Source organism: Klebsiella sp. M5al (genome assembly GCF_002090195.1).
In the GTDB taxonomy this organism is placed as follows: Bacteria; Pseudomonadota; Gammaproteobacteria; order Enterobacterales; family Enterobacteriaceae; genus Klebsiella; species Klebsiella grimontii.
The window spans coordinates 1,581,376-1,604,466 of the sequence record NZ_CP020657.1 but is presented as its reverse complement, the minus strand read 5'-3'; the positions used below and the strand labels follow the sequence as shown (position 1 = coordinate 1,604,466).

Annotated in this window: 16 protein-coding genes; 4 read left to right on the top strand and 12 right to left on the bottom strand. The window is 61.2% G+C overall.

Translation table 11 applies throughout. The annotated features are described in order from the left end of the window. Nucleotides 1-16: 16 nt before the first annotated feature. Nucleotides 17-1,483 (top strand): PLP-dependent aminotransferase family protein, encoded by a 1,467-nt coding sequence (locus BWI76_RS07570; protein ID WP_004132428.1) that lies wholly within the window; start codon nt 17-19, stop codon nt 1,481-1,483. Between the two features lie 24 nt (nt 1,484-1,507). On the opposite strand, the gene BWI76_RS07565 is transcribed toward BWI76_RS07570, so the two are convergent. Both BWI76_RS07565 and BWI76_RS07560 read right to left on the bottom strand, forming a co-directional pair. Then, entirely contained in the window at nt 1,508-2,149 is a 642-nt protein-coding gene (locus BWI76_RS07565; RefSeq protein WP_004132427.1) for a LysE family translocator, read from the bottom strand. Between the two features lie 308 nt (nt 2,150-2,457). Next, nucleotides 2,458-3,792: a PLP-dependent aminotransferase family protein gene (locus BWI76_RS07560; RefSeq protein WP_004132425.1), complete on the bottom strand. Its 1,335-nt coding sequence runs from the start codon at nt 3,790-3,792 to the stop codon at nt 2,458-2,460. A gap of 108 nt (nt 3,793-3,900) precedes the next feature. Here BWI76_RS07560 and BWI76_RS07555 point away from each other — a divergent pair, with 108 nt between their 5' ends. Beyond that, the gene (locus BWI76_RS07555) at nt 3,901-4,791 is read left to right on the top strand and encodes a DMT family transporter (RefSeq protein WP_024358863.1); all 891 of its coding nucleotides are present in this window, start codon (nt 3,901-3,903) and stop codon (nt 4,789-4,791) included. Nucleotides 4,792-5,260: 469 nt separating this feature from the next. Here the strand turns inward: BWI76_RS07555 and BWI76_RS07550 are convergent, their stop codons facing one another. Genes BWI76_RS07550 through BWI76_RS07520 form a run of 7 tightly spaced genes read right to left on the bottom strand, consistent with a single transcriptional unit; the run spans nt 5,261 to nt 13,300 of the window. After that, nucleotides 5,261-6,529 carry a Zn-dependent hydrolase gene (locus BWI76_RS07550; RefSeq protein WP_004132159.1) on the bottom strand — a complete coding sequence of 423 codons (1,269 nt, stop codon included), beginning with the start codon at nt 6,527-6,529 and terminating at the stop codon, nt 5,261-5,263. Beyond that, nucleotides 6,519-7,703: an amidase gene (locus BWI76_RS07545; RefSeq protein WP_004132158.1), complete on the bottom strand. Its 1,185-nt coding sequence runs from the start codon at nt 7,701-7,703 to the stop codon at nt 6,519-6,521. Before BWI76_RS07545 ends, BWI76_RS07550 begins: the two co-directional genes overlap by 11 nt. A 17-nt stretch (nt 7,704-7,720) precedes the next feature. Beyond that, the gene (locus tag BWI76_RS07540; protein ID WP_064371456.1) at nt 7,721-8,731 is read right to left on the bottom strand and encodes an ABC transporter ATP-binding protein; all 1,011 of its coding nucleotides are present in this window, start codon (nt 8,729-8,731) and stop codon (nt 7,721-7,723) included. Continuing rightward, the gene (locus BWI76_RS07535; RefSeq protein ID WP_004132154.1) at nt 8,721-9,764 is read right to left on the bottom strand and encodes an ABC transporter ATP-binding protein; all 1,044 of its coding nucleotides are present in this window, start codon (nt 9,762-9,764) and stop codon (nt 8,721-8,723) included. Before BWI76_RS07535 ends, BWI76_RS07540 begins: the two co-directional genes overlap by 11 nt. 3 nt (nt 9,765-9,767) lie before the next feature. Further along, on the bottom strand, nt 9,768-10,661 hold the full coding sequence (locus BWI76_RS07530) for an ABC transporter permease (protein WP_004132151.1): 894 nt from the start codon (nt 10,659-10,661) through the stop codon (nt 9,768-9,770). A 2-nt stretch (nt 10,662-10,663) separates the two neighbouring features. Further along, the gene (locus tag BWI76_RS07525) at nt 10,664-11,617 is read right to left on the bottom strand and encodes an ABC transporter permease (RefSeq protein ID WP_004100013.1); all 954 of its coding nucleotides are present in this window, start codon (nt 11,615-11,617) and stop codon (nt 10,664-10,666) included. 18 nt (nt 11,618-11,635) lie between these two features. Continuing rightward, nucleotides 11,636-13,300 (bottom strand): ABC transporter substrate-binding protein, encoded by a 1,665-nt coding sequence (locus BWI76_RS07520; RefSeq protein ID WP_004130238.1) that lies wholly within the window; start codon nt 13,298-13,300, stop codon nt 11,636-11,638. A gap of 324 nt (nt 13,301-13,624) precedes the next feature. Here BWI76_RS07520 and BWI76_RS07515 point away from each other — a divergent pair, with 324 nt between their 5' ends. Together BWI76_RS07515 and BWI76_RS07510 are read left to right on the top strand one after the other, a co-directional pair. After that, nucleotides 13,625-14,740, top strand: a complete 1,116-nt coding sequence (locus BWI76_RS07515) for a YbdK family carboxylate-amine ligase (RefSeq protein ID WP_049088995.1) — start codon at nt 13,625-13,627, stop codon at nt 14,738-14,740. A 52-nt stretch (nt 14,741-14,792) separates the two neighbouring features. Continuing rightward, complete coding sequence (locus BWI76_RS07510) at nt 14,793-15,512, top strand: phosphodiester glycosidase family protein (protein WP_004132145.1); 720 nt, start codon at nt 14,793-14,795, stop codon at nt 15,510-15,512. Between the two features lie 173 nt (nt 15,513-15,685). Here the strand turns inward: BWI76_RS07510 and BWI76_RS07505 are convergent, their stop codons facing one another. From BWI76_RS07505 to BWI76_RS07495, 3 genes are all read right to left on the bottom strand, one after another. Beyond that, nucleotides 15,686-18,778 (bottom strand): efflux RND transporter permease subunit, encoded by a 3,093-nt coding sequence (locus tag BWI76_RS07505; RefSeq protein ID WP_084402759.1) that lies wholly within the window; start codon nt 18,776-18,778, stop codon nt 15,686-15,688. 13 nt (nt 18,779-18,791) lie between these two features. Next, complete coding sequence (locus BWI76_RS07500) at nt 18,792-19,871, bottom strand: efflux RND transporter periplasmic adaptor subunit (protein WP_024358870.1); 1,080 nt, start codon at nt 19,869-19,871, stop codon at nt 18,792-18,794. A gap of 69 nt (nt 19,872-19,940) precedes the next feature. Continuing rightward, nucleotides 19,941-22,664 (bottom strand): cation-transporting P-type ATPase, encoded by a 2,724-nt coding sequence (locus BWI76_RS07495; protein WP_064371458.1) that lies wholly within the window; start codon nt 22,662-22,664, stop codon nt 19,941-19,943. Nucleotides 22,665-23,091 lie beyond the last annotated feature (427 nt).

Sequence of the window (23,091 nt, the reverse complement as noted above, 5' to 3'; positions counted from 1 at the left end):
GAGTAAGGAGCCTGGCATGATCCGACACCTGTTACACGTTGATTTCGACCCGCGCCGCGGTTTGCAGGAGCAGGTGCGCGAGACGCTGATTAACGCCATTCTGGGCGGTATTTTTTCCGCCGACACGCCGCTTCCCTCCTGCCGCCAGCTGGCCAGCCAGCTGCGGGTATCGCGTAACACCACGGCGCTGGTTTTTGAGGGGCTGGTTAACGAAGGCTATCTGCTGAGCCGTCCGCGCAGCGGTTACTACCTGCACCCGGATTATCAGCATGCCAGCCGCGCCGCCGCGCCGGAAGCTGCACCCCAGGATGAGCGTTCTGCACCACGCTGGGGCACGCGGCTGCAAATCACGCCCAGCCAGCAGGAGTCGATTCTGAAACCGGCCGGCTGGATGAACTACCGCTATCCGTTTATCTACGGTCAGCCGGATACCCGCCAGTTTCCGCTGGCGACATGGCGTTCGGCGGCAAACTGGCTGCACGGCGGCGTGCGCGACCCGGCGTGGGTGGTGGATCATATCGATCAGGACGTACCGATGCTGATTGAGCAGATCCGCACCCGGGTGCTGCCCAAGCGCGGCATTGTCGCCTCGCCGGACGAGATTCTGATTACCCTCGGTTCGCAAAACGCGCTTTACCTGCTGACGCGCCTGCTGATGTCATCCAGCACGCGCGTTGGCGTGGAGAATCCCTGTTTTCGCGAGGCCATTAACACCTTTCTGCTCGCCGATACCGATATCGTGCCGCATCCGGTGGATGAGCAGGGGATCGTCCTCAATGACGCCCCCTGCGATTACTACTATGTGACGCCCGGCCATCAGGTGCCTACCGGGGTAGCCATGAGCAAAGCGCGGCGCAGCCAGCTGCTGGAGCATGCCGCTCGCCATGACGCGGTGATAATTGAGGACGATTACGACTCTGAAAGTAACTTTATGCTCAACCCGCTGCCGGCGCTGAAGGCCAGCGATCGCTGCGGTAGAGTGATCTACGTGAGCAGCCTGTCAAAAGCGCTATCGCCGGGCCTGCGGCTGGGCTTTATGGTCGCTGACCCGGATCTGATTGATGAAGCCCGGGCGCTGCGCCGTCTGGTGTACCGCCATCCGCCGACCAATATTCAGTATCAGATGGCCCATTTCCTCGCCCAGGGCCACTATGAAACCCACCTGCGGCGCTACCATTACGACTCGGCCCAGCGCTGGGACCGTCTCAACAACGCGCTGCAGCAGCATCTGCCGGAGTGCCAAATCATCCCCGGCAGCGAACACGCCAACGCGTTCTGGCTGGCCACGCCGGAGCAAATCAACACCCAGCAGCTGACCTGGCGCGCCGCCCACGCCGGGGTGCTGATTGAGCCCGGCGCGCGGCATTTCCTCAGCGACGCGCCGCCGGCTAACTTCTTCCGGATGGGGTTTCACGCCATTAATCCTGACGCTATCGAACAAGGCGTGGAGGTGCTGCGCGGCCAGCTGGCGCAGATGGGCTGAGCGCCGGGCCCCGCGTCCTCACGGTCATGATGACAAATAAGGGTGAACGGCGGAAACAATCAGACCGACGGCAAAACACATAAAGACGATGCCACCGGTTTTATTCAACTTAACAAAGGCATTCCCGGACGACATTTTCGTTTTTACGCTGTGTGCGAAAAGGCCGTAGAGTGAATGAATGACAACAACCAGAATACAGAAGGTTATCGACAGCACGCTGAACTGCGGAATAAAGGGCTGCTGGGGATGAATAAACTGGGGGAACAGCGCCATAAAAAACACAATGGGTTTGGGATTAAATAGCGACACCAGCAACCCCTGACGAAACCGGTAGCTGGCGGTAGGTATCACGTCCTCTGAAGACGAGAGAGGTTGATTCAGTACGCGGGGCACCGAGCGATAGAGTTTTATGCCCAGATAGATCAGATAGGCCGCCCCGACCCCCTTGACGATCAACAGCGTCAGCTGAGAAGTGGTAATCAGCACGCCAACGCTGCTGGCGGCAATAATCGAGATGACCCCCATTCCAACCGCCACGCCGATGATCCCCGCCATCGCATTACGCAGATTGTAATTCAGCGTGTTGGTCAGCGTCAGTAATACTCCGGGTCCGGGACTGGCAATGGTCAAACTGGCGATCAGAATATAAATGTAGAGCTGCTGCATTGAAAAAAGATCCTGTACAGAACAGGGCGCCACTCCGCCCCTGAAATGATTAACGACGTAGTATCTTCAGGACGTGCGTGCGCTCAGCGTCAAAAGCACAACCGTACATGATTTTTTGTACACTACAGTAACAATTTTAAGTTGTCATTAAATTTAAAATTATCCATATAATTCATTAAAATAAATAATAATAGTTTATTTTAATATCATTATCCTGCTATTTATCCCTTAAAAGATTACGGATAAGTAAACCTGTATAACGCAGCTAAAACGCCATCGTTATTATCCCGGCGACGATCGCCGATGGACTAGCGGTATTGTTCAAACTCCACGGCTTCGCGAACCTGGAGCAGCGCCGCACGCAGGCTATCCAAGGGGACTGAACCAAGGGCGATGCGGAGCGCCTGCGGCACGTTCGCGGCAGCGCAAAACGGTTCGGCGGTCGACACGGAAATATGGCGATCCATCAGCATTTTCACCAGCCGATCGGCCCGGCTCTCCTCGCCCAGAGGCAGCCAGAGGAAGTACGAACTCGGATGGCTCACAAAGGGAAGCGCGCCGAGCGTCTCACGCGCGAGCGACTGCCGCAGCCGCGCATCCCGTCGCTTCTGCGCCGCAAAACGCGCAACCGTCCCATCATCAATCCAGGCGCAGATCAGCGAGCTCATCAGCGAAGGGGTATTCCACGTCGTGGCCCGTATGGCGCGTACAATCTCAGACCGATAGCGGGACGGGCAGATAACCGCCCCCACGCGCAGCCCGGTGGCGACGTTTTTCGAAAAACCGGTGATATAAACCGTTCTTTCCGGCGCATAGCTGGCCAGCGGCGGCGGCGGATTGCGGACCAGCCAGGCGTATGCGGTATCTTCAATAATCAGCAGGTCATGCAGGCGCGCGAGGTCCGTCAGCGCCTGCCGCTGGCGAGAAGTGAGCACCCAGCCGAGCGGATTGTGCAGCGTCGGCATGGTATAAACCGCCCGTACCCGCCGCTGCCGGCACAGCTGGTGAAGCGCTTGCAGATCCGGCCCCTCCGCGCGACAGGGGATCGCCACCAGTTCCAGATGATAAAGCGCGGCCAGGGCCTTAAAGCCCGAGTAGGTCAGCGCATCAACCGCCACCACATCGCCGGGGCGCAGAAGGCCCATCACGGTCACCGCCAGCCCGTGCTGGGCGCCGCTGACGATCAGCACGTTTTCCGCGTCGGGCGCAAAGCGGCTACCGGTCAAATGGCGGGCGATAGTTTCGCGCTCGGAGAGCCGCCCGGCATGAGGCTGGTAGCGCAGATGAGATTCAATATCCCCCGCCATCGCCAGCCGCCTGAGCGCCTCGCGCAGCGCATCCCCCTGCGCCGGCAGCGAAGGATAGTTGAAGTTGAGATCGATAACATCGCCCGCCACCGACTGCTGATCGACGCCGTGCCCCGGCGGCAGCGAGATATCCCGCACAAAGGTGCCGCGCCCGGTTTCGCCGCTGACCAGCCCCATTGCTTCCAGTTCACGATAAACGCGGGTGGCCGTGGCCAGCGAGATGCGTTCATCGGCGGCAAGGGTACGATGGGTCGGCAGACGGGTTCCGGCCGGCATCTGTCCGCGATGAATCGCCTGCGCGTATCTGTCGACAATGGTTTTGTATCGGGCTTTCATCGGTGAATGTATCTATGACAATAATTTGATTGTATTAGATTAAGAACACTACCATCGCTTCAGACATTGCTCAAGCGGGCACTGCACAGCCAATATTGCGAGGTTAGCGTGGTAGATTCAGCGGTTCATAACACAGCTCCGGGGCCGTGGTCCGGATGGCTTAATGGTTTGCTGGGCGTCATCATTTTTAGCGGTTCGCTGCCCGCGACGCGTCTGGCGGTGCTGGAGATGGACCCTTTTCTATTGACCTTTCTGCGCGCCTCCATCGCCGGGCTCCTGGCCATCGTGCTGGTGGTCGGCTTTCGCCAACAACGCCCGCGCCTGTCGCAGCTTATGCCGCTGGCGATTGTCTCGTCAGGGGTGGTGATCGGTTTTCCGCTGCTCACGGCGCTGGCGCTGCGACACGTCACTTCAGCGCATTCGATAGTTTTTCTTGGGCTTTTACCGCTGACGACGGCCATTTTTGGCGTGCTGCGCGGCGGCGAACGTCCGCGTCGCGCTTTCTGGATCTTTTCGGTTATTGGCAGCCTGCTGGTGGTGGGATTCGCCCTGACGCAAAACGCGGCGGCGTCGCTCAGCGGCGATCTGCTGATGCTGGCGGCGGTGATCGTCTGCGGCCTGGGCTATGCGGAGGGCGCGAAGCTGACCCGGGAGCTCGGCGGCTGGCAGGTGATTAGCTGGGCGCTGATTATGGCGCTGCCTTTTATGCTGGTGGCCTCGTGGATGACCCGGCCAGCGTCATGGGGCGCCCTGACGGTATCGACCTGGGCTGCGCTCGGCTACGTGTCGGTTTTCAGTATGCTTATCGGTTTTATCTTTTGGTACAAAGGGCTGGCCGCTGGCGGTATCGCCGCCGTCGGCCAGCTCCAGCTATTACAGCCATTCTTCGGGCTTGGCCTGGCGGCGGCGCTGTTGCACGAAACCGTCAGCCCCGTGATGCTGGCGGTGACGCTGGGCGTGATTCTGTGCGTTGTCGGTTCGCGTAAATTTGGCCGCTGAAGCCGTTCCCGAAGGCGGGTTGCTAATATTGCCCTGGTAGCCCGGACAGGCGCGCAGCGCCGCCTCCGGGACGGTGTTGAGGGGTTCCGTTCACTATTATCCCGCAGAAAATGTCTCACCGTGGAACGTGAACGGGTGAAGGGGGAGAAAACCGTCTCCCCCTTTACAATCCCCGCGGTCCCGCAAAGAAATCGGAGCTACGCACTGCGCTCATCTCCCGGTTCGCCGATTTCAGCGGGGGCCAGGGCATCGCTGCATATCACGTTGTTTCAGAGACATATCCGCTGCTGCATGAAAATCTCCCGGAGGCGGCGCGTCGCGCCTGTCCGGGCTACCCAATCTGCCTCCCTCAGGCGCCGAACCCGCAAATCCCGGGTCGCGGCGTAAACGCCTTACCCGGGCGACGCCTTCGCAGACGGCTGGAAACCGTAGCCCCGGTAAGCGCAGCGCCACCGGGGAGAACGGCCGTTTACACTACCCGCGCGTACTGCAGCATCACCTGCAGCAGCACGTTCGCGCCGGCCTCAACGTGCTCCGGCGACGCATACTCGATTTCGTTGTGGCTGATCCCATCCTTGCAGGGGATAAAAATCATCCCGGTTGGCGCCAGGTAGCTCATATACACCGCGTCGTGTCCGGCGCCGGAGACAATCTCCCGCGCGGGATAGCCCAGACGCTGCGCGGCGTCGGCAATCGCCGCCTGGCAATCCGGGTGGAACGGCGCCGCCGGATAGTGGCTCACCTCTTTCAGTGCTATTTTCAGGCCGCTCTCCCGTTCAACGTCGGCGATAAACGCCCGCAGCTGACGGTCCATCTCATCCACCAGCGCATCGCTGAGATTGCGCATATCAATCGAAAAGGTTACCTCGCCCGGCACCACGTTGCGGCTGTTCGGATAGACCTGCACCATTCCTACCGTACCGCGCCCCTCGTCGCTGCGCCCGGCAATCGCCACCACCTCCTGCATAATACGGGTGGCGACCTGTAAGGCATCCTGGCGCAGGCGCATCGGCGTCGGTCCGGCGTGGGACTCCTGGCCGGTCACCACGCAGTCATACCAGCGGATCCCCAGCACGCCCTGCACGATACCGATCATTTTCTCTTCATCCTCCAGAATCGGCCCTTGTTCAATATGCGCTTCGAAGTAGGCGCCAATCGGATGATCGCCCGGCGTCTGGCTGCCGATATAGCCGATGCGCGCCAGCTCCTCGCCCACGGTTTTACCGTCCGCATCCTGAGCGGCATAAATAGTTTCCAGCGGGAAAACCCCGGCAAACACCCCGGAGCCCATCATCACCGGCACAAAACGCGATCCCTCTTCGTTAGTCCAGAACACCACTTCAATCGGCGCTTCGGTTTCGATATCCCGATCGTTCAGGGTGCGCACCACCTCCAGCGCCGCCAGCACGCCGTAGTTGCCATCAAATTTACCGCCGGTCGGCTGGGTATCAATATGGCTGCCGGAGACAATCGGCGGCAGCGCCGGATTACGCCCTTCGCGGCGCATAAAGACGTTGCCGATTTTGTCGACGGTGACGCGCATCCCCGCCGCCTGCGCCCAGCTAATCACCAAATCTCGTCCCTGACGGTCAAGATCGGTGAGCGTCAGACGACAGCAACCGCCCTTCGGCGTGGCGCCGATTTCCGCCAGCGTCATCAGCGAATTCCACAGGCGTTCGCCGTTAACCCGGCAGTCGGTGGTGTCGGTCATCGGGGTAAAAAGGACATCACTGCTCATTTCGGTCTCCTTGCATAAACGCGGCGGCCAGCTCGACCAGCAGACGATCGCTGCCGCGCGGCCCTAAAAATGAGATCCCCAGCGGCAGACCGCCCGTCTGGGCGACCGGCAGCGTCACCTGCGGACGTTGGGTCATCACGGAAATTAACAGCAGGTCATGGGACAGGCGGCGGACCGCCTCTATCTCCTCGGCCTGCGCCGTCAGCAGCGGCGCGCCGTCGGGAACGGTCGGCATCACCAGTACCGCATCGCCCAGCTGCGCGTCCCACCAGGCGGCAAAACGCACGCGCTGCTGGCAGGCGGCGTCAAACTGCGCGCGGGTAACCGCTTTGCCCCAGAAAAAGCGCTCGCGGACGTCCGACCCTAGCTGCAGGCCGTAGCGCTCAATGGTTTCGCCCTGCGCCTGCCACGCTTCGTAGCCCTGAATCTGGCGAAAGGCGAGATAGATATCGTCCACGTCCGGCAGCGGCGCGGCGAGCGGGGTTACCGCGCCGAAAAAGCGCGCCAGCCGTTGGCGAACCGGCTGCAGCGCCTGCTGGCTGCGCAGCGGCAGGCGGGAAAACAGCCCATCATGACAGGCCAGCCGAACGCCGCTCAGATCCGCGCGTTCATCGGCAAACAGGCAGGCGGCGACGGCGGAAAAGACCTCCGGCGAGCGGGCAAAGAAACCGCAGGTATCCATGGTGGCGCACAGCGGCTGGCAGCCGTCGAGGGAGAGACGGCCGTGGGTCGGACGCAGGCCGAACAGTCCGCAGTAGCTCGCCGGCGTCCGAACCGAGCCGCCGGTATCGGTACCGAGGGCAAAATCGCACACTTCGTTCGATACCGCTGACGCCGAACCGGACGAAGAGCCGCCGGGAATATGGTTCGGCGCGGCGCCGTTGCGCGGGGTGCCGTAATGGACGTTGTGCCCGCTCATCGAATACGCCAGCTCGCTGGTATGGGTTTTACCGATAAAGCGCGCGCCGTTATTTAACAACGTTTGCACCACCGGCGCGGTGCGGTTTTTAATCCCGGACAGCGCCAGCAGATGCGGATTGCCGCCGCCGGTCGGATAGCCCGCCACGTCGAACAGATCTTTGACCGCAAAGGTTAACCCGCTCAGCGGCCCGCTGAGCGCATGCGCCACCGGATGCGGCGGATAGGGCATAAAAGCGCGAAGGTCATCCTGCATCGTGTTTTCTCCTGGCTTCAGGCGTAAAGCGCCTGGTTTTCAACGGACGGGCTCAGCTCGCGCCAGCGATGGCAGCTCACCACGTGACGCGGCCCGGCCTGGTCGGTGGCCGGCTGGCTTTGCGTACAGGCGGGACGCGCGTGCGGACAGCGTTCGGCAAACGCGCAGCACGGCGGCAGGCGCGAGAGATCCGGCGGCGAGCCGGGAATGCAGCGCAGCGCATCGCCCTTTTTCAACCCCTCTTTCGGACGGCTGCCCAGCAGCACCTGGGTATAAGGATGGCGCGGGCGATACAGAATCTCCTCAATCGACGCCTCTTCGACGATGCGCCCGGCGTACATCACCGCCACCCGGTCGGCGATCTCCACCGCCGCGCCAATATCGTGGGTCACAAATATAATCGACAGATCGCGCTGCTTTTGCTGCTCACGCAGCAGGATCAGGATCTGGATTTGCACCGTGGCGTCGAGGGCGGTGGTCGGCTCATCCGCCAACAGCAGCTGCGGGTTGCAGGAGAGCGCGAGGGCGATCATCGCCCGCTGGCGCATTCCGCCGGACATCTCGTGCGGGTAAGCATCCAGCCGCCGCTCGGGGCTCGGAATACGCACCTGGCGCAGCGCCTCCAGCGCCCGCTCCCGCGCCGCCTGCCGCGACAGGCCTTCATGACGACGCAGCCCTTCGACAATCTGCTGGCCCACGGTATAGACCGGGTCGAAGGCCAGCAGCGGCTCCTGGAAAATCATCGCGCAGCGCGCGCCGCGGTAGCGCCGCAGCTGCCCGGCGTTCATGGTCAGCACCTCTTCCTCACCGACCTTCAGGGTGCCGGAAAGCACGCTGCTTTTCGGCGGATGCAGCCGCATCAGGGCGCGCAGGGTCACGCTTTTCCCGGAGCCAGATTCGCCGATCAGCGCCATGACCTCGCCCTTTTGCACATCAAAGGAGACGCCGTTGACCGCGTTGACCGTCTGACCGTCGCGGCGGAACTCAACCCGCAGATCGCGGATATGGACGTAGGCTTCATGCGACATGGCTGACCTCCTGAATGGCGATATTTTGATGCCAGGGCGACGCGGGCTGCGCCATCAGACAAGCGCTCTGGTGCCCCTCGCCGACGCTTTGCAACGTCGGTTTCACCTCGGCGCACACCGCTCTGGCGTGCGGACAGCGGGTATGAAAGCGGCAGCCGGAAGGCGGCGAAATCGGGCTGGGCGGATCGCCGTTCAGCGCAGAGGTTAAGGTGCGATTATGCGGGTCCATCGACGGCATCGAGCTTAACAGCGCCCGGGTATAGGGGTGGGCCGAGGCGGTAAACAGCTGCTCCGCCGGGCCAATCTCCACCACCTCGCCGAGATACATCACCAGAATGCGGTCCGACAGCCAGCGCACCACGTGCAGATCGTGGCTGATAAACACATAGGTCAGCGCCAGCGTCCGCTTCAACTCCTGCAGCAGCTGCAGTACCTGGGCTTCCACCGATTTATCCAGCGCCGAGACGGCCTCGTCGAGGATCACCAGCCGGGGCTTCATCGCCAGCGCGCGGGCGATATTCACGCGCTGGCGCTGGCCGCCGGAGAGCGCGTGCGGATAACGGTGGGCAAAACGTTCCGGTTCAAGGCCGACGTGCGCCAGCAGATAGCGGGCGTATTCGCTGGCCTCTTTGGCGCTGACGCCGTGTACCCGCTGGCCGAACGCGATGCTCTCTTCCATGGTCATACGCGGGTTGAGCGACGCGTAGCTATCCTGGAAGACCATCTGCACCTGGCGGCGATACGCTTTCATCGGCAGGCGCGATGAGCCCACCTCCAGGCCATCGAAGATCAGCTCCCCGCTATCCTGTTTGAGCAGCTGCATCAGCAGCCGCGCGGTGGTGGATTTACCGCAGCCCGACTCCCCCACCACGCCGAGGGTTTCGCCTTTAATCACCGCGAAGCTGACGTCGTCCACCGCCTGCACCACTTCGCGCGCTTTGCCGCCGCCGGCGGGAAAATGCTTCAGCAGGTTGTTGACCTTCAGCAGCGGCTGCGCCGGTCCGCCGAGATCGATATTGATAAAGGGTTGCATCGCTTACTCCTTAATCGCCATTGCCGCACGCAGGCGGTCCGCGAGGATATTGAACGAAATGGAGGTGATAAAAATCATCAGGCCGGGCAGCGCCGCTACCCACGGCTGGGTATAAATCGCCGTACGCAGGGTGTTCAGCATCAGTCCCCATTCCGGCTCCGGCGGGCGAACCCCGAGGCCGAGAAAAGAGAGCCCGGAGGCGAGGATCATGCACACCGAAATGAGCCCGGTGGAGAAGACGAAAATCGGCCCCAGTACGTTGCCCAGCACCTGCACGCGAATAATGGTGAACGCGCTGGCCCCGGTGGCCCGGGCGGCGTCGATGTAGTCCATATGCCGTACCTGCGCGGTGACGCTTTCGGCGATACGCGCCACCTGCGGCACGAACACCAGGGTCAGCGAGAGCAGCGCGTTACCGATGCCCGCCCCCAGCGCGCCGGAGAGCGCGATCGCCAGCAGCACCGAGGGAAAGGCGTAAAACACGTCCACGGTGCGCATAATCAGGGTATTGGTTTTACCGCCCGCATAGCCGGCGATAATGCCGATCGCCCCGCCGATAAAAAAAGCGAACACTACCGGGACAATCCCCATAAATAGCGACAGCCGGGTGCCGAGAATCAGCCTTGATAGCATGTCGCGCCCGAGCTCATCGGAGCCCAGCGGGAAGCCGTCGGTACCGATCGGCTTGAGGCGTAAAAACATCGACGTTTGGTACGGGTCTTTGACGATAAGCCAGGGGCCGAACAGCGCCAGCGTCAACAGCACGAGGATGATCGCGCCAACGAATACGCCGCCGGGGTCGCGCAGCAGGCGGCGAAACACGCCGCGCCAGTAGCCTTGTCTGGCGACCGTCGTGGCGGAGACGGCAATGCCTTTGGTCGTCACGGTATCCACCATCGTTAGCTCCTCTTAATTCGCGGGTCGAGACTGGTTTGCAGAATATCCACCAGCAGATTGAGCAGCACAAAGAACAGCGCCAGTACCCAGATGGTGCCCTGCAATAGCGGCAGGTCGCGCTGGAAAATGGCGGTGTTCAGCAGCAGGCCGGTGCCGGGCCAGGAAAAAACGGTTTCCACCAGAATCGAGCCGCCCATCAGATAGCCGACCTGCAGCCCCATCACCGCCAGCGCGGTCGGCGCGGCGTTTTTCACCACGTGCAGAAAGATCCGCGATTCGTTGAGCCCCCGAGCGCGCAGGCCGACGATAAACTCCTGGCTGAGAATATCCGCCACCTGAGAGCGAACGGTGCGGGCGATGATGCCGGTCGGGATCACCGACAGGGTGAAGGCCGGCAGCAGCATAAACTGCAGGTGTTCCCAGTCCCACTGCCAGCCCACTTCGCCGATTGGCCCGCCGCCGGTCGCCGGCAGCAGCGCGAATTTGACGCTAAAAACGATCACCAGCAGCATCCCCAGCCAGTAGTGCGGCACGCTGACGCCGAACACCGACAGCACCGAGGCCAGACGGTCAATAATGCTGTTACGAAAGTAACCGGCGACAAAACCAAACAGGCTGCCCAGCACAAAGCCGATCGCCGTCGCCAGCAGCGCCAGACGCAGAGAGTAAGTGACCGCCGTCATCACCTCATCGATGACCGGACGCCCGGTGGCGACCGACATCCCCAGATCGCCGTGCAGCGCCCGCCATAGCCAGTGCACAAACTGCAGCGGCAGCGGTTTATCAAAGCCGTAGGCCTGCATTAAGGTCTGACGCAGCGATTCCGAGGCGTCCGGCGGCATCACCGATACCAGCGGATCGCCCGGCGCTATCTGCACCAGCATAAAACAGATTACCGCCACCCCGAGCATGGTGGGGACGGCCAGCAGGATGCGATATAGCAGGGTATTGATCATCTCTTGCTCCCGTGTCGATTACTCTTTTTTGCTCACCAGACTGAGATCGATAAACCAGCTTTGCGGCTGCACCACTCCGGTGACGGCTGGCGATATCGCCCGTGGTCCGACATCGTGGGCAACGAACAGGAACGGCACCTGATCGACCAGCGCGGCGTGCAGTTCGCCGGCGGCTTTATCCATTTCGGCCGGGGTAAACGCGTGCTTCACCGCCGCCGCCAGCTTTTCGGTTTCCGGGGTCGAGAAGTAGCCCCAGTTGGTCGCCACCGGCGGGAAGGCCTTCGCGGTGGAGAAGCGGATCATGCCGAAATAGGGATCGTTAACCGCGGCGCTAACGTTGATCGCGTCGATCCCTTTCGCGGAGGGATCTTTCGCCCCGAGGCGCCAGTTAGTGAACAGGGTGTTCCATTCGTTGACTTTAATATCGACGTTAAAGAAGCAGCTTTTCAGGCTCTGCTGGATGTACTCGTTCATCGGCAGCGGCTGCATCTGCCCGGAGCCGGAGGCCGAGGTGGCGACCGTGACGTGCAGCGGTTTCCCGGCGCTATACCCGGCTTCGGTCATCAGCTTGCGGGCGGTATCCGGGTCATATTTGATCTGGAAGGTAGGTTTACCGCGCCACGGACTGCCGGCCTCGTAGACGCCGGTCGCTTCGGTCATATAGCCGCCGAGATAGCTTTTAAGCTCCGCGCGGTTCAGGCACAGGTTGGCGGCTTTGCGCACGCGAATATCTTTCCACGGCGAGCCCTCTTCGAAGGAGAATTGCCACGGCCACAGGTGCGGCTGGGTGTTGGCGTAGATTTTAAAGCCCTGGGCTTTAATCTGATCGACCGCATCCGGGGCCGGGGCTTCGATCCAGTCCACCTGCTTCGAGAGCAGCGCCGCGGTGCGGGCGTTGGCTTCCGGCAGCGGGATCAGCACCACTTTATCCACCCGCGGAATGCGATCTTTGTTCCAGTAGTCGGGGTTTTTATCGAGGATCAGCTGCTGGCGGGGAACCAGTTTTTCCATTTTGAACGGACCGCTGCCCACCGCGTGGGCGGCGAATTCGGTCCACGCCTGCTTACTGCGCGCGGCGGTATCGCCAGTGCCCGACGGCACCGCGTCGTACAGCTTCTGCCACGCGGTCGGCGACACGATAAACAGGTTAGTGAGGTTATATGGCAGCAGCGCGTCCGGTTCGGAGGTGGTCAGCGCCACGGTGTGGTCGTCAATCTTTTCCGCGCCGGTGAGAGTCGGCATGCGCGACAGCGTGTTGCCGATCTGGCCGGGCGCATACTGCGGCGCGGCTTTATTCAGCACCTTATCCACGTTCCAGACGATGGCGTCGGCGTTGACCGCAGAACCATCGTGAAATTTAACCCCCGGGCGCAGGGTGAAAATCCAGCGGCTTTGATTTTGCGGGTCAACGTGCCACTCGGTCGCCAGCCCCGGCACCAGGCCGCTGGGTTTCTCTCCCTGCGACAGATCCCATTCAACCAGGGCGTCGTAAAGCGGAATGCCGGTAAAGCGGTTGCCCTCAAAACCCTGATCGGGCTGTCCGAGGGTCAACGGGATATCGGCGGCGGTCATGGCGATCCGCAGGGTTGAGGCCTGAGTCGGCACAGAGGCAAACAGCGCCAATGCCCCGCTAACAGCAACGGCGAGATGGCGTTTACGCGAAAGTAATTTTGTCTTCAGCATCACATTGTCCCTGTTAAATAAAAGTCGCTATTTAACAGGCAAGATACATACCAGTTCTGAACGCGCGGAAAATAAGTGTGAAATGGCTTATAAAATAAGAATGACTTATAACATCCTTATGATTTTACTTGAAAAATAAAATAACCTTATCTTTTTGCACCGCCAGCGGGAATTCTGTTGCAGGATTGCACCAGCCTAACTTTTTACGCAAAGGAATCATCACGTGACGTCACTTTTTATAAAATAAATTCATAATCTTCGGCAAATCATCAGTTTGAGGCGTTGTCTTCTATACTTCTTGATAAAGAGAAAGAGGGAGTCGCCATGCCGTTACCTGATTTTCACCGCTCCGAGCCGTTTACCCTCGGCATCGAGCTGGAGCTCCAGGTCGTCAACCCGCCGGGCTTTGATTTAAGCCAGGACTCTTCCGCGCTGATTGACGAGATCCAGGGCACGCTGAAAGCGGGCGAGGCCAAGCATGACATTACCGAAAGCATGCTGGAGATCGCCACCGGCGTCTGCCGCGACATCCACCAGGCGACGGCGCAGCTGAGCGCGGTTCAGCAGGCGGTGCTTCGTGCCGCCGCCCGCCATCACGTACAAATCTGCGGCGGCGGAACGCATCCGTTTCAAAGCTGGCAGCGCCAGCAGATCAGCGATAGTCCGCGCTACCGGAAAACCGTCGAGCACTTTGGTTATCTGGCGAAGCAGGCGACGATCTTCGGTCAGCACGTGCACGTGGGGTGTCAAAACGGCGATGATGCCATTTATCTTCTGCACGGCCTGTCGCGCTTCGTGCCGCATTTTATCGCGCTGAACGCGGCATCGCCCTGGCTCGACGGGACCGATAGCGGCTTTGCCTGCTCGCGGCTTAACCTTTTCGCCGCCTATCCCGATAACGGTCCGATGCCGTGGGTCAATAACTGGCAGGCTTTCATCGGCCTGTTTCGGCGCCTTAGCTATACCAGCATGATCGACAGCATGAAGGATCTGCACTGGGATATTCGCCCCAGCCCGCGCTTTGGCACCGTCGAAGTCCGGGTCATGGATACCCCGCTGACGATTAGCCAGGCGGTGAATATCGCCGGTTTTATCCAGATCATCGCCTGCTGGCTGCTGACGGAGCGGCCGTTTAAGCATCAGCCCGAGGATTATCTGCTCTACCCCTTCAACCGCTATCAGGCCTGCCGCTATGGGCTCGACGGGATCAATACCGATGTGAACAGCGGCGAACAGCGAACATTGCGCGAAGAGATTTTACAGCTGGCGGATAAGCTGGCGCCCAGCGCCCATAAGCTCAATGCCGACAGCGCGCTGGAGGCGATGGTGCGCCAGGCGAAGCAGCATCGCAGCGAGCCGCAGCAGATGCGCGAGTTTGTCGCCAACGGCGGTTCATTGATCGGGCTGGTGCAAAAGCATTGCGAGATCTGGACGGCGTAGCGGCGATAAAAGGCTATACTGCACGCTCTCGTTGGTTGTCTGGAACCCTGCCGTGTGCTTGCCATCGCTTCTGCCGCTGTTGCTGTTATCTCTGCCCGCCTTCGCCAGCGGGACATGCTCGCTGACCGACCCGTCCCTGACGCTGCAAAGCTATACCGTCGATCCGCAGCGCGAACGCATCGTGATGTACTGGCAGAATGAGGACGGTAAAGCCTGGGGATCGCTGCGCTCGCTGCTGGGGGATATCAACCGCGACGGGCAGGTGCAGATGGCGATGAACGGCGGAATTTATGATAAAGCCTACGCGCCGCTGGGGCTGTATATCGAGAAAGGTCGGCAGTTGACCCCGCTTAACCGCGCCTCCGGCGGCGGCAACTTTTTTATTCGTCCCGGCGGGGTGTTTTATCTGCGCGGGCAAAACGCGGGGATTGTCAGCATCAATAAATTCAGGCCGTCGCCGGCCATCCGCTACGCCGTGCAGTCGGGCCCAATGCTGATTGAAAACGGCAAGATCAACTGGCGACTGAAGCCATCCGCCAGCTCGCGCAAGCTGCGTAACGGCGTGGGCATCACCGGCGATGGCAAGGTGGTGTTTATGCTCAGCGCGCGTGAAACCAATTTCTACGATTTCGCCTGCTACGCGCAGGCGAAGCTCAACGTGCGCCAGATGCTCTATCTCGACGGCACCATTTCGAAGATGTACCAGAAAGGCGATAGCGTGCCGTGGCAGTATCATCCGTTCGTCACCATGATCGCGGTGGAGAGTAGATAGTCGGCAAAACATCGTCTGCGGGGGTGTTTCGCAACCCGGCAATATTCTGCACCGATTTCCCCGGTGGCGCTGCGCTTACCGGGGCTACGGGTTTCCAGCCGTCTGCGGAGGAGTAGCCCGGGTAAGGCGTTTACGCCGCGACCCGGGATTTCCGGGCACCGTGCCCGAGGCATCTACATCCGGCGATGCCCCCACTCGCGCAGGCGCTGGAACAGCACGTACAGCGACGGAATAAACAAAATGCCGATTACCGTCGCCACCAGCATGCCGCTGAACACCGTGGTGCCGATAATCCGCCGACTCTGCGCCCCGGCGCCGGTGGCGAGCATCATCGGCACAATCCCGATGATAAAAGAAACCGCCGTCATCATCACCGCGCGGAAGCGGCGGGTGGCCCCTTCGCGGGCGGCGTCGACGATCGACATTCCCTCTTCGCGCTTCGCCCTGGCAAACTCGACGATCAAAATCGCGTTTTTCGCCGCCAGCGCGATCAATAGCACCAGCCCTATCTGCACGTACACATCGTTGGCGTACCCGGCCCACCAGAGCCACAGCAGCGACCCGCCGATGGCGAACAGCACCGACAGCATTACGCTCGCCGGCAGCGTCCAGCTCTCATACTGGGCGACGAGGAACAGCCACGCCATCGCTACCGCCGCCAGCACAATCCACACCGCCTGGTTACCGGTCTGCTGCTCCTGCCAGGAGATGCCGCTCCAGGCGTAATCATAACCGTGGGGCAGGTTCGCTTGTAAAATCTGCTCCATCACCGCCATTGCCGTCCGGCTGCTGACGCCTTCGGTCGCCGACCCGCTCACCGATACCGACGGAAACTGGTTATACTGCTGAATAAACGGCGCGCCCACCGTCGGCGTAATCGTCACCAGATTACTCAGGCGAACCCGCTCGCCGCTGTCGCTGCGCACGTACAGCTCGCTTATCTGCTCTGCCCGCTCGCGCCACTGCATCTCGTTTTGCATTACCACGTGGTAGACACGATTGTTAATGCTGAAATCGCCGGCGCGAGTGCCGCCAAACGCGGTTTGCAGGCTGCTGAAAATCCTCGCCACCGGTACGTTCAGCCGGGCCGCCTGGTCGCGGTCAACGGTGAGCGTCAGCTGCGGCACGTTACTGCTCCAGGTGGTAAATACCCGGCTCAGCTGCGGATACTGGTTGGCCGTCCGCAGCACCTGCTGCGTCACCTGCTCCAGCTCCGCCGGCGATTGTCCGGCCTGGGCCAAGATGCGTAAATTAAATCCGGAGGCGTTGCCCAGCCCCGGCAGCGTCGGCGGCGCAAAAGTCATGATCGTCGCCTCCGGTAGCCCCATCAGCTGGCCCTGCACTTTTTCCATCACCGCCTCCAGCGGCGGTCGCTGGTGCCAGTCCTTCAGCATCACCGAGATAAACCCGCCGTTTGAAGCGCTGGTACCGTTGAGAATATTAAAACCGGAGACCTGAATCACATCCTCAACCGCCGGATTCAGTTTCAGCAGCTCGCGCGCCTGGGCCATCACCGCTTCGGTACGCTCCAGCGAGGCGGCTTCGGGCAGCTGTACGCTGGCAAAGAAATAACCCTGATCTTCCTGCGGCAGAAATCCCTTCGGCATGGTGGTGAAGCTAAACACCACCACCCCGGCCGCCGCCGTCGTCGCCGCCAGCGCCAGCCAGGGGCGACGATTCATCCTCCCGACCAGACGCCCGTAGCCATCGCGCACCGTATCCAGACCGCGGTTAAAACCGCGCCAGATGGCGGCTGGCTGCTGCGGCCGCGAACGCAGCAGCAGCGCGCACAGCGCAGGCGTCAGGGTCAGCGCCACCACGCTCGACAAAGTCACCGCCGTCGATAGGGTCACCGCGAACTGGCGATAGAGCTCGCCGACGATCCCCGGCAGCATCGCCACCGGCACAAACACCGCCAGCAGCACCAGGGTGGTGGCGATCACCGGCCCGGCGATTTGCCGCAGCGCCTCGGCGGTTGCCGCGCCGCGCGCCAGCCCCTCCGCCATTTTGCTTTCCACGCTCTCCACCACCACGATGGCGTCATCCACCACCATCGTCAGGGCGAGAATGATTGCGAACAGGCTCAGGGTATTGGCGCTGTAGCCCAGCGCATAGAGCACGGCGAAGGTACCGATAAGCGAAACCGGGATCGCCAGCGCGACTATCAGCGTCGCCCGCCAGCTCTGCAGAAACAGCGAGACCACCACCACCACCGCCAGCAGGGTCAGCGCCAGCGACACGCCGATCTCTTTGATCGTCGCCGCGACAAAGCGGGTGGTATCAAACTTCACTTCCCAGGTGAGATCCGCCGGGAAACGCGCATGCAGCCGGGTCAGCTCGGCGCGCACCGCGCTGGCGACCTGTAGGGCGTTAGCGGTAGGCGTCGGATAGATGCCGAGATAAGCGGAGTCTTTGCCGTTGAGCTGCGCGCCGGAGCTGTAGCTGCGCGCGCCCAGCTCGATAGTCGCTACGTCGGACAGGCGCACCAGCTGGCCGCGGTCGCCGCTGCGAACCACAATTTGTCCGAAACCGGCGGCGTCGCTCAGTCGACCAATACCGTTGATGGTCAGCGTCTGCTGCTGGCCGTTAAACACCGGCGGCGTCCCCACCTGCCCCGCCGCGCCCTGCACGTTCTGCTCGCGCAGCGCCTGGGAAACATCATCGGTAGTGATATTCAGCGCGTTCATGCGGTCGGGCCGCAGCCAGATACGCATGCTGTAGTCGCGCGCGCCGAATATCTGCACTTCCCCGACGCCCGGCAGACGCGCCAACGCCTCGCGCACTTGGGTGCTGGCGTAGTTGCTGACAAACAGCGGCGACAGCGTGCCGAGCGGCGAGTAAAGACTGACGCCCATCAGCAGGTTCGTCGCCCGCTTGCGCACCTGAACGCCGTTTTGCTGCACGTCGGCAGGCAGTTGCGCCACCGCCTGCGACACGCGGTTCTGCACGTCGATCGCGGCTAAATCGGCATCGGTACCGGCGGCAAAGGTCAGGCTCAGGCTGTAGGTTCCCTCATCGGAGCTGGTAGACTCCATGTACAGCATATGATCGACGCCGTTGAGCTGGGTCTCCAGCGGCGCGGCAATGGCTTCCGCCACGTCCGCCGCGCTGGCGCCCGGCCAGCTGGCGCTGACGTTGATGACCGGCGGCGTAATTTGCGGATACTGCTCAACCGGGATCAGCTTCAGCGAGACCGCGCCGACGAAGGTCATCAGCAGCGCAATCACCATCGCAAAGCGCGGACGACGGATAAAAAACGTGAGCATCTTCTCTCCCTCTTTAGTTGAGCAGCTGAACGGCTGCGCCGTCACGCAGGCGCTGGGCGCCCTCCGTCACCACGCGCTCGCCCGGGAGGAGGCCTTCCGCCACCGCGAACTGCTGCCCCTGCTGCCCCGCGGGGGTCAAGCGGCGCATCGTCACGGTGTTGTCCGCCGTCAGCACCCAGCTGTAAAAGCCCTGTGCGTCCTGCTGCATCGCCGCCGCCGGGATCATCGGGCTCTCCTGAAGCTGCCGCGGGCGGAAGAAAATGGTGACGTTGCCGCCGGGCAGCAGACGGTGCTGCGGATTAGCGAATTCAGCGCGCAGCGCCACGCTGGCGGTGCGGCTATCAATACGGTTATCGACGGAGGTCAGAACGCCGTCTTCACGCCGTCCATCGACATCCACTTGCGCCAGCCACGCTTCCTTCAGCGCGGCAATATCCGTGTGCTGCCCCGCTTTGGCGAAAAAGACGGTTTCATCCAACGAGAACGCCACCCGAATCGGATCGAGCTGAACCACATCGACCAGCACGCCGCTGGCGGGGTTCACCAGGCTGCCGACGTGAAACGGGCTATGGCCGACGCGTCCGCTGACCGGCGAGGTAATGCGGGTGTAGCCGAGCGTAATCTGCTGGGCGGCAATGCGCGCCCGGGCCTGCTCCACGGCGGCGGCGGCGACATCGCGCTGCATCTGCGCGGTATCAAGGTCGTTGCGGCCGATCGCGTGGTTATTGATCAGCTGCTGGTAGCGGCTCAGCAGCTGCTGGGCCTGGCGTAGCGACGCCTGCGCGCTCTTCAGTTCGGCCTGGGCCAGCGCCAGCGCGGCTTTCGGCTGGGCGTCATCCAGCGTAAACAGCAGATCGCCCTGGTTGACGTACTGCCCATCCTGGAAGTGGCGCTGCACAATCTTCCCTTCGGTGCGGGCGCGAATATCGACGGAGTGAATGGCCTCGACGCGGCCGGAGATTTGCCTTTCGCCGGCGTGCGGCGCTTGTTCCACGGTGACGACGCGGACCGGAACGGCCGGCGCGGCGGCGGCGGCGAGCGCGTAGCCTGCCAGGCCGCAGGCCAGCAGGGCGGAGCGGATGATCTTGTTCATGGGGAATTCCTTACGACGATGCGGCGTCCCTCCCCCGCAGGAGAAGGGACGCCGGGCGGGTCAGACACGCTACGCGGTTTTACGGAAACGACGGGTCAGGCGTTTCTCAACTTCGACCACCAGGAACATCGCGATACCGATGACCAGCGTGATGAACCAGTAGCGCGGCGGCAGCCCTTCGGTGCCAAACATCGTCTGCATCACCGGTACGTAGATGATGACCAGCTGCATCAGCAGCAGTACGCCGCTCACCAGCCAGATGCCTTTGTTACGCAGCAGCCCCATGTTGAGCGAGAAGGTATCGCTGCTGCGGCAGTTAATCATGTACACCCACTGTGCGGTAACCAGCATCTGCAGCAGGACGGTGCGGATAAACTCCGGGCTGTGGCCGCGCGGCGCCAGCCAGGCTTCCAGAATAAAGGCAGCCACGGCAATCATCGTGCCGACGAAGGCGACGCGCCAGACGGCGAAGGCGTCCATAACGTGCTGGCCGGTTTTACGCGGCGGACGGTTCATGGCGTTGCGCTCGGCGGCTTCAAACGCGAGGCCGAAGGAGAGCGTCGCGGAGGTGGCCATGTTCATCCACAAAATCAGCACCGGCGTCAGCGGAATGATGTTCCCCGCCAGCAGGGCGATGATAATCAGCAGCCCCTGCGCCAGGTTGGTCGGCATGATGAACAGAATGGTCTTCTTCAGGTTGTCGTAGACCCGACGCCCCTCTTTGACCGAACTGGCGATGGTGGCAAAGTTGTCGTCGGTCAGGACCATGTCGGCGGCCTCTTTGGTCACCTCGGTGCCTTTGATCCCCATGGCGATCCCGACGTCGGCCTGGCGCAGCGCCGGGGCGTCGTTGACGCCGTCGCCGGTCATGCCAACCACTTCACCGTTACCCTGCAGCGCTTTCACCAGGCGCAGCTTGTGCTCCGGGCTGGTACGGGCAAAGATATCGTACTCAACGGCGGCTTTCGCCAGCTCGGCGTCGTTCATGTGCTCCAGCTGGTAGCCGGTCATCGCCTGGCTGCTGTTGGTGATCCCCAGCATCTGGCCAATGCTCATCGCCGTCTGCGGGTGGTCGCCGGTAATCATCTTCACGCGGATCCCCGCGTTCTGGCAGGCGTGGATAGCGTCAATCGCTTCCGGACGCGGCGGGTCCATCATTCCGGCAATGCCGAGGAACACCAGACCTTCGCGCAGATCGTCGTGGGTCAGCGTGGTGCTGCCGACGTTGGCCGGTTTGTAGGCGGCGGCGACCATACGCAGGCCCTGGCGGGCAAAGCGCGCCATCTCCTCTTCCCAGTACTGAGGCTCAAACGGCACCGCCCCCTGCTTGCTCAACTGCTGGCGGCACAGGGCAAAAATCACGTCCGGCGCGCCGGTAATCAGCACCTGCTCGACGTCGCCCATTTTCTGGTGGGTCGCCATGTATTTATACTGCGAGTCGAACGGTATCTTCGCGACCAGCCGCGCGTCGACGGGCGCAAGCCGCGCTTTCGCCGCCAGCACCTTCAGCGCCCCTTCCGTTGGCCCGCCGGTAATGCCCCACAGGCCGCGCTCGTCCTGAATCATCTGGCTGTCGTTACACAAGTCGATGGTGCGCAAATAGGTTTCCAGCACGCTGCCCGCTTTAATCTGCACCGGCTCGTTGCTGCCTTCCAGGCAGATGTTACCCTGAGGCTCGTAGCTGTCGCCCTCGACGCGGTAGCAGCAGTCGGCGGTGATGATCGCTTTGACGGTCATTTCGTTCATCGTCAGGGTGCCGGTTTTATCCGAGCACACCACGGTCATGGCGCCCAGGGTTTCCACCGTCGGCAGCTTGCGGATAATCGCCCGCTGACGCGCCATCGCCTGTACGCCCAGGGAGAGAATAATCGAGATAATCGCCGGTAAACCTTCCGGCACGGCGGCCACCGCCAGGCTAATCAGGGAGAGCAGCAGCTCGCCGAGAGGAATGTCGCGCAGCGCGAGGCTGAAGACGAACAGTGCGGCCATCATCGCGAGGATAATGACGAAAATCGCTTTGCCGAGCTTATCCATCTGCACCAGCAGCGGCGTACGGTGCTTCTCAATCCCCGCCATCATCTGGTTGATGTGGCCGAGCTCGGTCTCCTGACCGGTTGCGGTCACCACGCCAACGCCGCCGCCGGCGCTGATGGTGGTGCCGGAGAAGAGCATATTGGTACGGTCGCCCAGCGGCAGTTCGCCTTCCAGCGCGTCGGTGGTTTTATCCACCACCGTCGACTCGCCGGTGAGAATCGCTTCTTCAACCCGCAGATTATGGCTCTCAATCAGGCGCATATCGGCAGGGACGCGGTCGCCCGCGCGCAGAATCACGATATCGCCCGGCACCAGGTCGCGGGTGGGAATGGTTTCATGCTTGCCGCCGCGCTGCACGCGCGCGTCGCTGGAGAGCATATTGCGGATGCCCTGCAGCGATTTTTCGGCGTTGCTCTCCTGGATATGGCCGATCAGGGCGTTGATCACCGTGACGCCAAGGATGACGAGCGTATCGACCCAGTGGCCCATGACCGCGGTGAGCGCGGCGGCGGCCAGCAGGACAAAAATCAGTACGTCATTAAAGTGGGCAAGGAAGCGCAGCCAGGCCAGCTTGCCTTTTTTCTCCGGCAAGGCGTTGGGGCCGAAGGTTTTCAAACGCTCTGCGGCCTCGGCGGCGCTGAGGCCGCTGGCATGGCTTTTAGTCTGCGCCAGCACCGCATCAACCGTCTGCTGATATGCGCGGCGTGGCGCGACATCCCCTGAGGGGGTGGTATTATTAGTTTTGATCGTTTTGGTCAAAATATATCTCCCTTAAAATTCCGTGAGGCGGAAAGCCTGGAATCATTCCGGGCCAATGAGAAAAATTTTAAACAGCGGAGATAATTTAAGCTTGCGCAATATTTAATCTCTCGCAAATACAAAATTTATGGTAAGTTAATTCTATAAAACAACTATTGCAGAATATTAATAAACCAAAACTAAACGAGGTCTACTATGTTTGGAATCTACCGCGGACGCCGTCTGGTACTGTACATCCTGCTGGCCATTATTATCGCGACTCTGGTGGGATATAGCACCTATACTTTTGTAAAAGCGCTGGCTTAATAATGACGTTAATTTACATTACGGTGTAATTAACTTAATCACAAATAGTGCCAAAATAATTAACATGGGAATAAGCGAGGACGTTTAAATATAATACTTAAGGCGTAATATGATTGCGTAC

Coding starts and splice junctions, on each gene's coding strand:
- BWI76_RS07565 (WP_004132427.1), bottom strand. CDS start 2,149: ATGCAGCAGCTCTACATTTATATTCTGATCGCCAGTTTGACCATTGCC.
- BWI76_RS07520 (WP_004130238.1), bottom strand. CDS start 13,300: ATGCTGAAGACAAAATTACTTTCGCGTAAACGCCATCTCGCCGTTGCT.
- BWI76_RS07570 (WP_004132428.1), top strand. CDS start 17: ATGATCCGACACCTGTTACACGTTGATTTCGACCCGCGCCGCGGTTTG.
- BWI76_RS07540 (WP_064371456.1), bottom strand. CDS start 8,731: ATGTCGCATGAAGCCTACGTCCATATCCGCGATCTGCGGGTTGAGTTC.
- BWI76_RS07505 (WP_084402759.1), bottom strand. CDS start 18,778: ATGCTCACGTTTTTTATCCGTCGTCCGCGCTTTGCGATGGTGATTGCG.
- BWI76_RS07550 (WP_004132159.1), bottom strand. CDS start 6,529: ATGAGCAGTGATGTCCTTTTTACCCCGATGACCGACACCACCGACTGC.
- BWI76_RS07500 (WP_024358870.1), bottom strand. CDS start 19,871: ATGAACAAGATCATCCGCTCCGCCCTGCTGGCCTGCGGCCTGGCAGGC.
- BWI76_RS07515 (WP_049088995.1), top strand. CDS start 13,625: ATGCCGTTACCTGATTTTCACCGCTCCGAGCCGTTTACCCTCGGCATC.
- BWI76_RS07525 (WP_004100013.1), bottom strand. CDS start 11,617: ATGATCAATACCCTGCTATATCGCATCCTGCTGGCCGTCCCCACCATG.
- BWI76_RS07545 (WP_004132158.1), bottom strand. CDS start 7,703: ATGCAGGATGACCTTCGCGCTTTTATGCCCTATCCGCCGCATCCGGTG.
- BWI76_RS07535 (WP_004132154.1), bottom strand. CDS start 9,764: ATGCAACCCTTTATCAATATCGATCTCGGCGGACCGGCGCAGCCGCTG.
- BWI76_RS07530 (WP_004132151.1), bottom strand. CDS start 10,661: ATGGTGGATACCGTGACGACCAAAGGCATTGCCGTCTCCGCCACGACG.
- BWI76_RS07560 (WP_004132425.1), bottom strand. CDS start 3,792: ATGAAAGCCCGATACAAAACCATTGTCGACAGATACGCGCAGGCGATT.